Genomic DNA, 16,259 nt, shown 5'->3' with positions numbered 1-16,259 from the left:
TATCATTATACCGTATTATGCAAGAAAAAACACACAAGAAGCTCCAAGAAAAGAGAAAACCCGTGTGTTTTACATTATTTGGCAAAGTTTGCTAGAGAGAAACTTTAAAGTCCATGGATCTGCCGTCTCGATCGACAGTGATCGTGATCGTTTCACCAACCTTATGTTTGTTCAAGGCTGTTTTTACATCCGATGCGCTGCTTACAACACTGTCATCTACTGCAGTGATGCGGTCACCGGTCTTTAAGCCGGCTTTATCTGCGCAACCTCCATCTACGATCTGCACGATATAGACGCCAGTGTTGTCTACACCTAATTGTGCAGCTGCTGTTTCACTGTCTACATTGTAAAGGGAAACACCTAATGTAGGGCGAGAAGTGATCTCTCCATTGTCGATCAATTCATCGATGATGTCTTTTGCGGTAGAAATTGGAATAGCAAATCCGATACCTTCCACATTCTCTCCGCTGGATTTCGCATTGACGATACCGATCAGATCGCCGTTTGCATCAAATAAGCCTCCGCCAGAGTTGCCTGGATTGACCGCAGCATCTGTCTGTAACAAGGTCATGGTCTGACCGTCAATGTTCATTTCACGATCCAATGCAGAAATGATACCGCTGGTGACAGAACCGCCGAGTTCACCTAATGGATTGCCGATGGCAATGGCCAGATCGCCAACTTCCAATTTTGTAGAATCGCCAAGAACAGCAGTTGTTAATCCGGTAGCATCGATTTTCAACACTGCGAGATCGCTTTGTTCATCCGAACCGATCAGTGTGGCTTTGTACTCATCACCGCTGCGTGTACGTACGACGATGGAGTTTGCACCTTCGATCACATGATGGTTGGTAACGATATAGCCGTCTTGTGTCAAGATCACGCCGCTGCCGGCACCGCTGCTTACGTATTGCTGGAATGGATTGCTGCCGTTTGTAACGGATTCTGTCTGGATCTCAACTACGGCGTTTGCACATTGTTCTACTACAGATTTGATCGTACTGGAATCTTTTGTGCCTGTATTGACTACCTTCGAAGTATCTTGATAAATGACACTGGAAGAATTGTTTTGGGCAATCAAATAGGCGCCTCCGATACCGCATCCTAATGAGAGTGCCATGCAGCAGCAAATGATCACGGCGAGCTTGCCCCATGTCAACTGGATCACTTTTTTTGCTTTTTTCTTTGGATTTTCCACTATTGGACTTTCCACTATTTCTGATGCAGGTTCACTCACATTTTCTTCTAATCTATTGTCTTCATCCATAAAAAAGACCTCCTTTTGTTTGCCCTGTCTATAATGAAAAAGAAATATAACAGGAACCAGGGTAGATATCTCGTCTACGACTCATAATATACTCAAAAGAGAAAGATTTGTAAAGCAAGGGAATGTGTATAAAAGATGAAATTGAAGTGAAATGACATTCACATAAACAACATATTCTGTCATTGGTGTGAAAATACGCGGTAGAGAGTATCTTTGATGCTTTTGTCGAATCAGGAACAAATAAGGAAGAAAATGTAAAAAATGAAAGTGCTTTCGAAAATACTGTCGGAAATCTTTTGTTCATTTTCAAACTGTGTTATAATGGCAATAGAACAGATCCTCATAATCGAGGAGAAAGTATTGGAGGGGTTACTCAATGGCAGAAAAGAAAACAGCAGCGAAACCTTCAGCAAAGGCAGTAAAGACAACGACTGCAAGCAAGGTAAAAAAGGCTGATCAGGAAAAAGAAACAGCAGCAGTAAATGAGAAAGAATTGACTGCGAAAGCAACAGATAAAAAAACGGACACAGCGGATAAGAAGAGCACGGCTGCAAAAAAGACAGCAGCAAAGAAGACGACAGCGAAAAAAACCACTGCGAAGAAAGAAACGATTGCCAAAGCATCTTCTTCTAAAACAGCTGCGGCCAGCAAGAGCGTAAAAGAAACGAAAAAAACAACAGCAAAGAAGACAACGAGCAAAGCAACAGCAAAGAAACCAGCTGCTGCCAAGAGTACAAACTCTGCAAAGACAAGTGCTCCAAAAACAACAAGCAAGAAAGCAAAATTGGAACAATATCAAAGCCACAGCATGGACACTTGCATTGCCATGATGCAGGCGATGGGCGTTCGCTACGCGTATGACGATTATGCTGCTTTGCTGATGAATGAAGCAGATCTAAAGAAAATAGAGGAAAAGATCATCAATGATTTTAAGCTCACAAAAGAGGCATTCCATTATGACGACGATGGCTATGATCTGGATCTGGTTCCTGTTGTATTGGAAAAAATTGCAGAGACAATCGATTTTAAAGCAAGCGATTATCCGCAGATGGAGAAAGATGTGGCGGATGCAGTCACTTATATCATCGCAGGCGATACAGAAAAAAACGGGGAAGAATATTTGTTGGAATTCCATTTGTGGGAACGTTTATTGATGATTGCGCAGCGTCAGGGCTATCGTAGTGAAGAAGAACTTGGTACGGTGATCAAAGCGGATCTGCATGCCTTCCTGTCTCATTTCCTGCAATTGGCACGCAGTGTACTGGCAAACTGGCAGTATGATGATGTGAAGTATTTTGAAAACTTTGCTTATGCCGTTTTGTCGCAATTTACGGACCTGTTTGCAGATTATAATAATGAACTGATGATGGATGTGGCTGATCTTTATATCTTGCATGAAGATTATGGACAAGGCGATGCGGATTATGGTTATCTCATTCGTGAGAACCAGATCAAAGACTATGTCTATTATCGCTTTGCTCATGTATATGAAGATATTGATCTGGATAAAGCAAAGAGCATTGCTTATGATGCTTTGCAATATGTAGATGGAAGGTATGATTACTATCAACCGATCATTGATATCTTGAATCGTTAAGAAAAAGCGCAGGGAACTGCGCTTCTTTTAAAAAGAGGTGAGTATATGCATAAAATCTTGTTGATCAGCGACAGTCATGGTGAAAGAAAACGTATTCAGCAAGTGTGTAAACAGCATCCGCACATGGATGAATATATTCATTTAGGCGATCTGGGTTTTGCTCCTGGCTGTCTTGCTCACTTTACGATCATACGCGGCAATCACGATGATGCATCTGATCACTTGCCGAATGAGCAAATCTTAGACATAGAGGACTGCAAGATCTTATTGCTGCATGGTCACCAGTTGGAGATGCGTGCAGCCTATCGATTGCGCAGCGATGATAAGATCCAAAGCTATGAAACATTCATGGAATGGATGGAAGAAGAAGCAGCACAACTAGCAAAACAGCACGGCTGCAATGTTGTCTTTCATGGCCATACACATTTATATCTGGACAAGGTGATCGATGGTGTACGAATCATCAATCCGGGTTCTTTATTCTTTAATCGTGATGGAAAGTCTATTTCTTATGCATGTGTTACGATTGAAAAGGATGTATTACAGTGTGATTTTACGCTGCTGCCAATGGGACAATAAAAAAATGGCATCCAGCCATTTTTTATTTATTCTTTTGAAAGCAGATGAATGATTGCTTCAGTGTATTGTTTTGTCGTTGCTTTTCCGCCAAGATCCGGCGTCAGCATTTCCGGATCATACAATACTTGGTTGACCGCTTTGCGAATTCGATCGGCACAGGCTTGTTCTTGAAGATGATCCAGCATCATGCAGGCAGACCACAACAAGGCAGTAGGGTTTGCGATTCCTTTGTTTGCAATATCAGGAGCGCTGCCGTGCACTGCTTCAAACATGGCGTAGTTGTCGCCGATGTTGGCGCTTGGCATCAATCCCAATCCGCCGATCAGCCCGCTGGTCAGATCCGATAAGATATCGCCGTAAAGATTAGGCATGACAAGTACATCATAATCCTGTGGATGCTGTACCAGCTGCATGCACATGTTGTCAACGATCCGATCATCACTTTGGATCGTTGGATACTGTTTGGCAATTTCTTTAAAACAGGAAAAGAACAGTCCATCACTCATTTTTAAGATGTTGGCCTTATGCACGCAAGTGACCCGTTTTCTTTGATTTTGCATGGCATATTGGAATGCTGCATGAATGATGCGTTCACTTGCTTTTCGTGTAATGATCTTGGTGGCATGTACAGTGTCTGCATCGATCTGTTCTTCCACTCCAACGTAAAGATCTTCAGTATTTTCACGGAATGTAACGATATCGACATTTTGGAAAGGCGTATGGATCGCCGGGTTGCTTTTGGCTGGCCGTACATTCGCATATAAATCGTATTTTTTCCGAAGCAATACGTTGATCGAACGGAAACCAGAGCCGATCGGTGTCGTGATCGGTGATTTTAACAAGACCTTGTTTTTCTCAAAAGAAGCAAATGCTTCTTCACTGATCAATTGCTGACATTGTTCATACAAAGGGATGCCTACTTGAAATATTTCATATTCCAATGGTGCTTTGGCTGCTTCTAAGATCTGCAAGACGGCATCCGTAATTTCCGGTCCGATGCCATCGCCTTTAAATACAGTAATCGTCTTCATTTTTTCGATCCTCCATTTCTACATACGTGCGTAGATCTCCTACATAGCGGGTAGCTGGACGCATGATCCGTCCATCATATAATTTATTTTCGATATTGTGTGCCAGCCAGCCAACCAAGCGGCTGCAGACAAACAGCGGGGTATACAGATCTCTTGGAATATTGAGCATCGTATAGGCAAAACCGCTGTACAGATCAACGTTGGCACAGGCATCGATACCCTTGATTTCTTTCATTAATTGTTTTGCGATGCGTTCATAGCGAAGATAAAAAGCAAAGATATTTTCTTTTCCTTTTTCTTTCGCTAATTGTTCACAATACGAACGGATGATCTCGGCACGCGGATCGGATAATGTATAGATCGCATGTCCGATTCCATATAGCAGGCCGCTGTGGTCATAAAAATCACGCTGCAAGATCTTGCAAAGAACTGCTCTCATCTGTTCATCGCTTGCATCCAATGATATTTCTTTTTCGATCGCCTGCATCATTTCTACGACACGCAGGTTTGCACCGCCGTGAAGTGGGCCTTTTAAAGATCCAATCGATGCGCTGATCGTTGAATAGAGATCAGAACCTGTGGAAGCAACCACGACATTGGTAAATGTGGAATTGTTTCCTCCTCCATGGTCCGCATGCAGCATCAATAACACATCCAGTGTCTGTGCTTCTACTTCTGTATAATGATGATCTTCGCGTAATAAATATAAGATGTTTTCGGCAATTGATAATTCTTCTTTTGGATAATGGATCGTTAAAGAACGACGATCCACATGGTGCTGCTTCACTTGGTATAACGATGTAATGAGTGCCGGCATACGGGCAATCAGTTCCAGCCCTTGACGTAGGATATTTTGTGCAGAGGTATCTTCTGGCGTAGCATCATAATCAAACAGTGCTAAGACCATCTGCTGTAAACGATTCATTAAATGAGAAGAAGGGGTCAGTAAGATATTGGTCTCCATGAAATGAGACGGCAATTCATATGAAGCGGCCAGTACCGCATGAAAATTATCTAATTGCTGCTGGGTCGGCAGCCATCCAAATAACAATAAAAAACAGACTTCTTCAAATCCTCGATGTGCTTTATGCTTGACCAGATCTTTGATCTCGTATCCCCGATAGATCAGCTTTCCTTCGCAAGGTGTTTTGATACTATGATCATAAGTATAGCCGACAACATCCGCAATACGGGTCAAACCAATTCGCACACCAGTCCCATCTTCGTTTCTCAGTCCTTTTTTTACATTATAGCAACGATACAGTTCATTATCGATCTGGTTTTCTTTTAAAGACTGTTGAAAATACGCCTCCACCGTATGCATGCATTCCACTCCCTTTTCATTTGTTTCACAATTATATCATATTTTTCATAATTTATGAAACTTTTTTCTGTAATATGTTATAATAACAACGTTACAGTCCGAGGAAAGGAGAAACGGATATGCCGAATTTAACACAAAAGATTATTCATCAGCATCTAAAAGAAGGAAAAGAGAATGCAGGAGAACCCATTGCGATCTTGATTGATCAAACATTGACCCAAGATGCCACGGGTACGATGGCGTATCTGCAGCTGGAAGCAATGGGGGTCGACCAGGTGCAGACAGAACTCAGTGTCAGCTATGTCGATCACAATACTTTGCAAAGCGGTTTTGAAAATGCAGATGATCATAAATATTTACAGACAGTTGCACAAAAACATGGCGTTTTGTTTTCGCGTCCGGGGAATGGTATCTGTCATCAGGTCCATTTGGAACGGTTTGCGAAACCCGGCAAGACATTGCTTGGTTCAGATTCTCATACGCCGACGGCCGGAGGAATAGGGTCATTAGCGATCGGTGCCGGCGGTTTGGATGTTGCCTGTGCAATGGCCGGCATGCCTTTTCATCTGCGCATGCCGAAAGTGATCGGGGTCGAATTGAAAAATGATCTGCGCAAAGGAGTCAGTTCAAAAGACATCATACTTAAAGTCCTGCAGCAGCTTACAGTAAAAGGCGGCGTCGGCTGTGTGATGGAATATTTTGGTGACGGTGTGAAGCATTTAAGTGTTCCGCAGCGTGCGACCATTACGAATATGGGGGCGGAATTAGGTGCGACTTCATCTATTTTTCCAAGTGATGAGCAGACGCTGGCATTTTTGAAACAGCAGGGAAGAGAACAAGATTTTGTGGAATTGCATGCAGATGAGGATGCGCGATACGATTCTGTGATCACGATCGATCTGGCACAGCTGGAACCGATGATCGCATTGCCGCATTCGCCAGATCATGTATGCAGTGTCAAGGAAATGGAAGGGATGAAGATCGATCAGGTATGTATTGGCAGCTGCACGAACTCCAGCTATCATGATCTGATGTCCGTGGCCAGTCTGTTGAAAGGAAAACATGTCCATCCGGATGTTTCATTAACCATTTCTCCAGGGTCCAGAGGGATCTTTATGGAACTCTCGCGCAATGGTGCATTGGCCGATCTGATCGCAGCCGGTGCGCGTATCTTGGAATGTACATGCGGTCCTTGCATCGGGATGGGACAATCACCGATTTCAAATGCGGTGTCGCTGCGTACATTTAACCGTAACTTCTATGGCAGAAGCGGAACATTGACGGCGAAAGTCTGCCTGGTATCTCCTGAAACAGCAGCTTACAGTGCAATTTACGGTGAATTGCGTTCGCCGCTGCTTGCAGATTACACAGTGCCAGAAGAACTGGAGAAAATGCCGGTAGATGATTCCATGTTCATTTTGCCAAAGCCTGCTCAAGAAGCAAAAGAGGTAGAAGTGGTACGCGGTCCGAACATTCGTCCGCTGCCGATCAATACGCCATTAGCGGATACGATCGATAAGAAAGTCATGATCAAAGTCGGGGATAACATCACAACCGATCATATCGCTCCGGCAGGTGCAAAGGTACTTCCTTATCGTTCGAATATCGAAAAGATCTCTACTTTTGTCTTTATGAACAATAAAGCGGACTTCTATGATTGTTGCAAAGAAAACGGCGGCGGTTTTATCATTGCCGGACAAAACTATGGACAAGGATCCAGCCGCGAACATGCAGCTTTGGCGCCAATGTATCTGGGAATCAAAGCCGTGATTGCAAAAAGTTTTGCACGTATCCATAAAGCGAATCTGATCAATTTCGGTATCTTGCCGTTAACATTTGCCAATGAAGAAGATTATGAGCGGATAGAGGAAATGGATGAGCTGTTGATCAAAGATGTTTGTGCGATCCAGCCGGGCGGCACATTGACGATCGAAGATCGAAGCAAACAATTTACCTTTACGGTCACTTATGATCTCAGTGATTTGGATATCGAAACCTTGCGTGCGGGCGGCACATTGAACCTGATTCGTCAAAAACAGCAATAAAAAATATTATTTTGTGAAGTTATAAATGTATATGTACTAGCTTTAATTTTAAGTATATACTATTGAATTAAAGTATAGATAAATGATCTTTTGGATTAAAAGCAGATATTAATAATTATAAATCACAATTTGTTGATAAGCTCTATATTTTTATAATATAGAGAATTCATTTATCAGGTAATCTTGGGCAAATGTTGGGCTTAAGATTACCTTTTTAAAGTGAGAATTATAAAAGAGTGATTAAAAAAGTAGACCTTTAAGCAGTACTTGTTAATTGGTCTAAAAAATTACTATTCTTAATGGCGATAATTTAAAAAAGCACCTTAACATTTGGGTAAAATTTATAGATTAAACAATCTAATTCTAAAGAGGAAGATAGTACTAATCAAAATAAATATAAAATCCAGAAAGAAATATATTATAGGAAGTTAACAGTCTTTTCTATTAGTTAAAAAATATACGTTTTATGAATCTTTAGAAATCTGTATCATAATAGTATCATCTTATTTATTTTAGAAGAACTAATTTTATAAATTATGGGATAAGTAAACTTAATGTGTTAGTTTATCAAGTTATTCATTAGACAATGAAAGTAATACGCTTCTTGTATTTACTTTTACGTTAGTTTTATAACAAAAAATACATCCTATAATATCTCTTCAAGTTATAGGATGTATTGCAATTATAGGAAATAGGGATTTGTGTTATATGTCATAATAGTGAATTGTTTCAAAACATAGGAGAGTGTTATTATTAGTTCATTTTTAATTATGATATTTCCTATAAAATAACTGTTGGCTTATACTTCATAGGTCATGTGGAAAAAGTATTTCTTTAAGCTGAGAAAAATGATAGATTTCTAAATCTGCTTGTGTAGTATCTTGAATTAAAGCGGATCCTTTATATCCAATGGTGTATAACCCAGCAGCCTTTGCGGCTTTAATACCATTAGGTGAATCTTCAATAGCAATTATTTCTTCTGTTAACAAATTCAAGGTATGGATTGCTGCTAAATATATATCGGGACAGGGTTTGCTTTTAAAGTTAATAGAAGAAGATAATATATAGTGGAAATAATGATCAATTTCTAATTTTTGCATAATAGTTTTTACATAAGAAAGAGGTGAAGAAGATGCAATTGCTATTTTGAAGTTATTTCTTTTGAGAACTTCTAATGTAGAAATGAGATCTGGCATAGTATAAATATTATTTAAATCAAAATTCATTTCATATAACTTACGTATATCAGTTGATATAGTTTGAGTATCTTCTTTCATTGTGAACATTATTTTAATATCTTCTGCTATTTTGTCAAGTGATTGACCAACTAATGATTGAATCTTGCTTTGTTCCAAAAATATTTTTTTATTATTAAGATATGTTTGGACACTCTTAATAAAGATTAGCTCACTATCAACAATAACACCATCAAAATCAAAAATAATACCTTTAATCTTTTCTATATTCAATTTATTATTATTCATAATTCTTTGCATTATTCATTAACGATTTAACACGATTTATATCTACTTGTTGATAAAAATTCCCATTATATTTTACGCCAGTACCAACAATGCAACCGTCAACGTATTGTAGGATTTTACCTATGGTTTCTGGTGTGACTCCATTTGAAGCAAATACTGGAGTTGTAGTAACGCTTTTTACTTTTTTAACTTGATTGATGTCAATGGCAGATCCAGGGGTCGAACTATAAATAAGCAAAGCATCTGGATTTATGTTAAACGTGAGAGTTTTAGTAACTTCTTCTAAAGATCTTTCTGCAATTTGACGCGTACCTTCTTGAATGACAGCTGTTAATACTTTTACATTGCCACATCCTATATAGTATCGATATCGTTCAATATCTCCTGGATCATAATCATTAATTCCATAGACCCCAGCATTAGCTCCATGATAATGCGCTCTCACAAAATCAGCTCCAGTAGCACATGCAATGTCAAATGTTGCTTTAACACTAGAAGCACATGTAATTCCAAAAGGTAATTTTATATCTTTTTTTAATTCACCTATAATTTCAGCAAATGCAGCAATTACAGCTCCATTTATTTTCTTTGTATAGGGGATGCTAAACTCATTACAAAATAATATCCCATTAACACCGCCATTTTGGAGGGAGTTTAAATCCTCTCTGGCCATCTTGATTATTTTTTTCATGCCACCTTTACTATCGTATTTTGGATCAGTAGGTAATGCCTGTAAATGAACCATTCCAATTACAGGTTTGTTTGCATGAAACATTTCTTGATACCACATGTAAGAACACCTCCTTATAAGATTCCAAGTAAGGATCCAATTAATCCAATAAAGAAGATGCCTACTATTATTTTGTTAATAGAAATTTTTTTTCTTAATAAAGAAAATACAATTGCTACTGTTAGTACACCTAATATATTTGGTGCTATAGAAGTTAGAATATCGTTTAAAACTATAGATGATTCATTGGTAGTGATTACTAATGGAGTTGTGATATTAACATTGGATACTATCATGCTTCCTGCTATAGTCATTCCCAGAACAGACATACATTCAGTAAGTTTTTGTAAAATGGATTTATCCATTATTTTACTAAGAACATTGCGTCCTAAAGAATAGCCTTGTGTGAAAGTAAAATAACCGACTCCTAAAATATAAGCAGTGTAAATGATTACGTAAATGATAGGGGCAAATAAATTTCCATTTAAGGTCATATTGACAATTACTGATAAAAGAACAACATTTACCAAACTTTGTGTGATTGTATCTCCCATGCCTGCCAAAGGCCCCATTAGTCCTACTTTAATTCCGTTAATTGCTTCATCTGAGATATCTTTGGAATTTGCTCTTTCTTCTTCTAAAGAACAAACTATGCCTGGAATGAATGCTCCCCAATTATTTTCGGTATTGAAAAAAACTAAGTGTCTGTTTAGAGCAGCTACTCTTTCTTCTTTCGTGTCATATAATTTTTTTATGATTGGTACCATAGACCAACAAAAACCAAGTGACATTAAGCGTTCATAGCTATTACATGCTTCAGTTCCTGTTTCCCATCGAATAAAAACTTTAAGTAGATCTTTTTTCGTCAATTTTTTTTCGACTGAATTAGACATATTAAATTTCCTCCTTTTTTGCATTTAAACTATTAAAATATACCAATGTACATGCAATTCCGACTAAAGCAACACCTAATGTTGGAACATGGAGATAGCCAGATAATACATAGCCTACAATTGCAAACGCAATTAATTTTTTGTTGTAAACGGCTTTAAGCATCATACCAATACCTAATGCAGGAAGGAGCTTTCCTATAGCTGTGATTGCGTTAGAAATCCAGAGTGGCAAAGAATTCATTAAATCAGAAAGATAGTTTGCTCCTAACATAATACCTATGACCGCAGGTAAACCATAAATTAGACAATATAGTAGGAAAGGGAGAATAATGTTATAAATCCAAAGTTTACTTGTTTCTCCGTTTTGTACATATTTATCAGCCATATGAACCCAAATTCCATTTACGGTCATGCGAATATTATCTGCAATAACTCCGAGAGCTCCAACTGTAACACAAACTGTTGCTGATTCAATAGGATCCAAACCTGATACAATACAGATAGCTGGTCCAATTACTCCTGCCCATATATAACTATATGAAGAAACACCACCAACAACTAATGCTCCCATATAAACAAGCTGTAATTGTGCTCCTATTTCTACTCCTAAGGTTGGATTTCCTAAAATGGTGCCAACAATACTACTACAAACTAAAGGAGAACAATATATGACCCAAGTCGCAAGCTCAAAAGTACGAATAAAAGCAGCAAATAGTCCAATTAAAATTGATTGAATAAATAACATTTTCTTACCTCCTTATTCAAATTCTGTTTCAATGTCGTCTGGTGTTACACGGAAATAAACATGTATACCCATGTTTTTAATATCGTGTAATAATTCTAATTCCTTTTTATTTGCAGATATTTGTTTAAATAATTTTGTTCTATCAGGTCTAGCACACATTCCACCTAAATTTAATTCCTTATGACTTATTCCTGTCATAAAGATTTTCTTCATAACTTCTGGACCTTTGGATAAAATTAGAGTATTTTTATTATCTTCATCAAAATCTTTTGCTAACTCTTTTATGCGATTTTCATCAGTAATGACTAATTCAACATGCGGTGGAGCAACAAGACGCATTACACCAGATAGAAATTCATCTTTTGCTGTATTATCATCTATAACCCAAATCCGATTGATATTTAAAACTTTGGACCATGCAGCAACAACTTGTCCATGTATTAAACGATCGTCAATACGTATCATCTTAATTGACATAAACTTAATCACCCCTTATTTCTTTAGTTTTATTTCTAAAATCAACAATACCTGCTTTGCCAATATCAACAACTATTTTTCTTAATTCTTTTAATGGCATTGTCTTTGCTAATACAGCAATTTCAAGCAACATAGGTAGATTCACTCCAGCAAACAGTTCAATGTTATCTGAAAAATGATGTTCCATAAATACTTTCGACGCTTGCATAAATGGACTTCCTGAAAATAAATCTGCTAAAATTAAAATTTCATTCTCATTTCTTACAATTTGTTCGATTTGGTTTTTATATAAGTCTAAATCTTGTCCATTTGGAAACTCTAGATAGCATAAATTAGATACATCACCTAAAATCATTTTTGCGGTTTCATATAATTCTTTAGCTAGTTTTCCATGACTAATTAATATGATACGAATAGTAAACATCTCCCTTCATTGTTGTTATTCTGAATACATGTATTTCAGTTAATTTAGATTTAACGCATTAATAAAAGAAAGTCAAAATATTAGAATTAATTACACACTAGATTATCCATGTAATACTATTTATAAAATGTATAAATGGTGTTAAACTAAAGTTAATAATTAATAATTAGTAAATGTGTATATATAAATATTTATTAATACACAGTTTATAAGTAGCTTTACACAGAAAATATAATTATCTTTGATATGATAGGAGGAAATTACACCAATTTATGAAAAAAATAGAGGAAGATGTTTTAAAATATATTAAAAACAAAACTAAAATGATAACTAATTCTAGGGAGTTGGATAATTTTGGAATTGATGCAGAAGAAATCTCTATATTATTTAAAAAGGATCGCGCCAACGTTTCACGTATCATGAATGATTTGTGGAAAAGAAATTATTTGGTAAAAATTTTTGGTAGACCTGTTTTTTATTTGGATTATGGCGTTTTAAGACGAGCTTTTCCTAATGCTGATATTCCATCTTTTATTAAGAAAGGTGAGAAAATATCAAAATATCTCATAGTAGAGGATTCTAATGAAAACGATATTAAGAAAAATCTATTGCTTGATGAATTGATTGGTGAAAATGGGTCATTAAGCAAACAAATAGAAAAAGCAAAAGCAGCAATATCTTATCCACCACATGGGTTACATACAATTATTTGTGGGTCTACGGGGACGGAAAAAGCAGAAATTGCATATGGTATGGTGGAGTATGCTAAAAATATACATGGATGTGCATTTCAATTTCATATTATTGACTGTAAGCGTTATTCTGAGCTAGATATGCTTGAAAAATTATTGTTTGGTGATGAACAGACAAAGGGTGTTCTTGATAGATTACGTATACATTTTTTGATTTTTGAGAACGTTGAATCTATGAGCAGTCAATGTATTCAATTATTAAGTGGTATATTAGAAAAGAATGCATATTTTAAACAAAATAAAAAAAATGATCTAAAATGTATGTTTATTATAACAACAGAGCTTCAGTTTCAAGAATACCCTATTTCTATTATTTCAAAATATTGTCCTGTAAAAATAGAACTGAATGATATTGATCAACGAGGTGCGTATGAAAAAATGGAGATAATTATGCATTTATTTGCATTAGAAGCTACAAATATCAATAAAAAAATTAGAATATCAAAAGATGTATTATATATTCTTTTGAAAACACAACATAAATTAAATATAATAGACTTAAAAAATCAAATTAAATTAATATGTTCAGATGCTTATTTACAGCAGAATAAAACTCAGATGGAAATTGTCACTATACATTTGCATAATTTGCCACAGGAAATGCTTCAAATGAAATCAAGTAGTTTTATAAAATTAAATGATTCCGGCAGGATTCTAAATATGATTCAAGAAGAATATATAACTTTTGATGAAACTGGACACTCAAAAGAGTATATCTTTTTTAAAGAATTTCCAAAAAAATCTGCAACACATCTATTGTCGCAATTTATCAATGAATTTAATTTTGATTTGAATAATTTATCTAGTATAGAAAATTATGCAAGTGAGAACATAACTTGTTTAAAAAATCTAAATAAATTGCAGCTTATCTCTTTAAAAAAAAATATTGATCCATTAATCTATCAAATTGTTATGACAATACTCTATAAATATTCAATATTTAACAAACTTAGAGAGCATGAGGAATTATTATATGGGATCTTACTTCATATTACCAATGGTATACATCGTAAAGATTTGAGTGAAAATAATATGGTTAATATTAATGATTTACAGCAAATATATCCTACAGAATATAAAGCAACTATTGAAATATTCGATGAGATATACCACTATTTTCATGTAAAAAGGGATAGAAGAGAGATAATCTTTTTAATTAATTATTTGGTTATTGCAAATCAATGGGCTAATCAGACGAAAGTTGCAATTCTTGTTATTGCTCATGGAGATAGTGTAGCAACACAAATGGTAAAATATATTAAAGAGAATATTCAAGGGGAATATTATTTAGATTCTATCGATTTTAATGAGCAACTGCAATTAAACGATTGCTTAGAACTAGCATGTGTAAAATCAATAGAATTAAATAAAGGAGCAGGCATATTAGTGGTAAGTGACAAGGAGCCTTTAAATAGTATTGGTGATTACATTACTTCACAAACAAATATCCCTACTAGAAGCATTAATAATTTATCACTAAATCTTTTGATTTTATTGGTAGAAAAGACAATGACATCCATATGTGATTTAAGTGCATTAATTGATTCTAATGAAAAACAAGAAAATCAAGAAATATTAAATAATAGTGATCGTTTTATAAAAAAAATAACAAAAAGAGTAATTGCAAAAACTTTAACATTTTTGGATGCAAATAAAGCAGTTGATACTTTAATGCAATGTTTGGAACTAATATTACAAAAAATAAATGTCCCATATAGTGATGAAATAGCAACCAAATATTTATGCCATTGTTCAAATATGATTGAAAGAGTAATCAAAAATGAAACTTGGGAAAATTCAAGGGCTAATAAATATGTACGTTTACATACAGATTTGATTCAAATAATAGATGACTCAATGAAATTAGTAAATAATTCATTCGGAATTAAAATACCTAAAAATGAATTAGTCTATATTTCAGAAATCTTTTCTTCTTATATTGAAGAATAAAAAGGGTTCTTGATATAGACTGATATGATCCCACTAAAGTAGACACATGAAATAAACAAATGTGTATCTATGGAGGTGGGCTTTTTCTATGAGAAGAAAACCAAAATTATCAACTAAACAAAAAGTAGATATTTGTGAACAGTATTTTAATACTGCTAATCTTAAAGTAACCAAAAATGCTGAAAATAAATTCACCAATATTGGTAAATTTATATCAGCTTAGGGTTACTTTTTATATACTGTTTTTGAAAGGTATATAAAGGGTAATATTATGAACAGAAATCTGTTAGGAGAATTACGAATTATGAAAGATTACGGTATCAAGCCCAACTATTCTGCACTTCAAAGAGAATACGGAATTGATCGGCACACCATAAAAAATACTATGACAATGATGGCATTCCTAAAAGAAAAAGTAGAAAAGGAATATCCAAATGGGACCGGTATTCACAAGAGTGTGATCAGCTTTTAAGATCAGGACATGTCTCTTACAAGGCTCTTTGGCTGTTCCTCTCCCATCAGTATGGCGAGGACAAACTGCCTGGTGATTACAACTCGCTGAGAAACTATTTCTACCACAAAAGAGGACGGATCAGAAAAAACAACAGGCCTCATGTCCTTTATGAAACACCTCCCGGCAAACAGGCACAGTTTGACTGGAAAGAAGATCTGCAGTTTACGCTTGAAAACGGTCAGGTCATTCATTTTAATGTCTTTTCCCTGACTTTGGGCTATTCAAGAGAGCATGTATTTATTTATTCATCACACAAGGAAACGGATGACTTTCTTCACTGCTTTATCAAGGCCGTCAACAAGATCGGTGGAATCTGCGATGAATATCTGACGGACAACATGTCTGCCATCGTTTCCTGCAGAGATGCCAACAAAAAAAATCAATCCAAAAGTCTCTGCGCTTTTTAAAGACATAGGTGCCACTTTAAAGCTGTGTAAGGCAAAGACA

General features: G+C 36.1%; 16 protein-coding genes. 6 read left to right on the top strand and 10 right to left on the bottom strand.

Annotation, left to right across the window (positions count from 1 at the left end):
- Positions 1-91: 91 nt before the first annotated feature.
- On the bottom strand, positions 92-1,267 hold the full coding sequence (locus BQ9859_RS11435; RefSeq protein WP_075878286.1) for a S1C family serine protease: 1,176 nt from the start codon (positions 1,265-1,267) through the stop codon (positions 92-94).
- A 376-nt stretch (positions 1,268-1,643) separates the two neighbouring features.
- On the opposite strand from BQ9859_RS11435, the gene BQ9859_RS11430 reads away from it, so the two are divergent.
- Positions 1,644-2,864 (top strand): hypothetical protein, encoded by a 1,221-nt coding sequence (locus tag BQ9859_RS11430; protein ID WP_075878285.1) that lies wholly within the window; start codon positions 1,644-1,646, stop codon positions 2,862-2,864.
- A gap of 45 nt (positions 2,865-2,909) precedes the next feature.
- Positions 2,910-3,443, top strand: a complete 534-nt coding sequence (locus BQ9859_RS11425) for a metallophosphoesterase family protein (RefSeq protein WP_075878284.1) — start codon at positions 2,910-2,912, stop codon at positions 3,441-3,443.
- Positions 3,444-3,469: 26 nt separating this feature from the next.
- Here BQ9859_RS11425 and BQ9859_RS11420 read toward each other — a convergent pair whose 3' ends face one another.
- Together BQ9859_RS11420 and BQ9859_RS11415 are read right to left on the bottom strand one after the other, a co-directional pair.
- A complete protein-coding gene (locus BQ9859_RS11420; protein WP_075878283.1) occupies positions 3,470-4,474 on the bottom strand; it encodes an isocitrate/isopropylmalate dehydrogenase family protein in 1,005 nt (334 codons plus the stop codon).
- The gene (locus BQ9859_RS11415; protein ID WP_075878282.1) at positions 4,452-5,798 is read right to left on the bottom strand and encodes a citrate synthase; all 1,347 of its coding nucleotides are present in this window, start codon (positions 5,796-5,798) and stop codon (positions 4,452-4,454) included. The genes BQ9859_RS11420 and BQ9859_RS11415 overlap by 23 nt, the downstream gene beginning before the upstream one ends.
- Before the next feature lie 119 nt (positions 5,799-5,917).
- Here BQ9859_RS11415 and BQ9859_RS11410 point away from each other — a divergent pair, with 119 nt between their 5' ends.
- Positions 5,918-7,843, top strand: coding sequence for an aconitate hydratase (locus BQ9859_RS11410; protein WP_075878281.1), 1,926 nt, complete (start codon positions 5,918-5,920; stop codon positions 7,841-7,843).
- 806 nt (positions 7,844-8,649) lie between these two features.
- Here BQ9859_RS11410 and BQ9859_RS11405 read toward each other — a convergent pair.
- The 6 genes from BQ9859_RS11405 to BQ9859_RS11380 are packed head-to-tail and all read right to left on the bottom strand — an operon-like array spanning position 8,650 to position 12,596.
- On the bottom strand, positions 8,650-9,327 hold the full coding sequence (locus BQ9859_RS11405; protein WP_161941301.1) for an HAD family hydrolase: 678 nt from the start codon (positions 9,325-9,327) through the stop codon (positions 8,650-8,652).
- Positions 9,320-10,117 (bottom strand): BtpA family protein, encoded by a 798-nt coding sequence (locus BQ9859_RS11400; RefSeq protein ID WP_075878279.1) that lies wholly within the window; start codon positions 10,115-10,117, stop codon positions 9,320-9,322. Before BQ9859_RS11400 ends, BQ9859_RS11405 begins: the two co-directional genes overlap by 8 nt.
- A 14-nt stretch (positions 10,118-10,131) precedes the next feature.
- The gene (locus BQ9859_RS11395) at positions 10,132-10,950 is read right to left on the bottom strand and encodes a PTS system mannose/fructose/sorbose family transporter subunit IID (RefSeq protein WP_235846441.1); all 819 of its coding nucleotides are present in this window, start codon (positions 10,948-10,950) and stop codon (positions 10,132-10,134) included.
- A gap of 1 nt (position 10,951) precedes the next feature.
- Complete coding sequence (locus BQ9859_RS11390; RefSeq protein WP_075878277.1) at positions 10,952-11,695, bottom strand: PTS mannose/fructose/sorbose/N-acetylgalactosamine transporter subunit IIC; 744 nt, start codon at positions 11,693-11,695, stop codon at positions 10,952-10,954.
- A 12-nt stretch (positions 11,696-11,707) separates the two neighbouring features.
- Positions 11,708-12,172: a PTS sugar transporter subunit IIB gene (locus BQ9859_RS11385; RefSeq protein WP_075878276.1), complete on the bottom strand. Its 465-nt coding sequence runs from the start codon at positions 12,170-12,172 to the stop codon at positions 11,708-11,710.
- Positions 12,173-12,176: 4 nt separating this feature from the next.
- Positions 12,177-12,596 carry a PTS sugar transporter subunit IIA gene (locus BQ9859_RS11380; protein WP_075878275.1) on the bottom strand — a complete coding sequence of 140 codons (420 nt, stop codon included), beginning with the start codon at positions 12,594-12,596 and terminating at the stop codon, positions 12,177-12,179.
- 272 nt (positions 12,597-12,868) lie between these two features.
- Between BQ9859_RS11380 and BQ9859_RS11375 the strand changes: the two genes are divergently transcribed.
- The 3 genes from BQ9859_RS11375 to BQ9859_RS12390 all read left to right on the top strand — a co-directional run bounded on the left by BQ9859_RS11375 (position 12,869) and on the right by BQ9859_RS12390 (position 15,770).
- Positions 12,869-15,298, top strand: coding sequence for a PRD domain-containing protein (locus tag BQ9859_RS11375; RefSeq protein ID WP_075878274.1), 2,430 nt, complete (start codon positions 12,869-12,871; stop codon positions 15,296-15,298).
- Between the two features lie 88 nt (positions 15,299-15,386).
- On the top strand, positions 15,387-15,521 hold the full coding sequence (locus BQ9859_RS12820; RefSeq protein ID WP_268874605.1) for a hypothetical protein: 135 nt from the start codon (positions 15,387-15,389) through the stop codon (positions 15,519-15,521).
- An 81-nt stretch (positions 15,522-15,602) separates the two neighbouring features.
- Positions 15,603-15,770 (top strand): hypothetical protein, encoded by a 168-nt coding sequence (locus BQ9859_RS12390; protein ID WP_161941300.1) that lies wholly within the window; start codon positions 15,603-15,605, stop codon positions 15,768-15,770.
- A gap of 290 nt (positions 15,771-16,060) precedes the next feature.
- On the opposite strand, the gene BQ9859_RS12770 is transcribed toward BQ9859_RS12390, so the two are convergent.
- Positions 16,061-16,225, bottom strand: coding sequence for a hypothetical protein (locus tag BQ9859_RS12770; protein ID WP_235846440.1), 165 nt, complete (start codon positions 16,223-16,225; stop codon positions 16,061-16,063).
- Between the last annotated feature and the right edge of the window lie 34 nt (positions 16,226-16,259).

This window comes from Merdibacter massiliensis (genome assembly GCF_900155395.1).
Lineage (GTDB): Bacteria > Bacillota_I > Bacilli_A > Erysipelotrichales > Erysipelotrichaceae > Merdibacter > Merdibacter massiliensis.
Note: the sequence above shows the minus strand (reverse complement) of the source record. Positions and strands in the feature narration are given on the sequence as shown.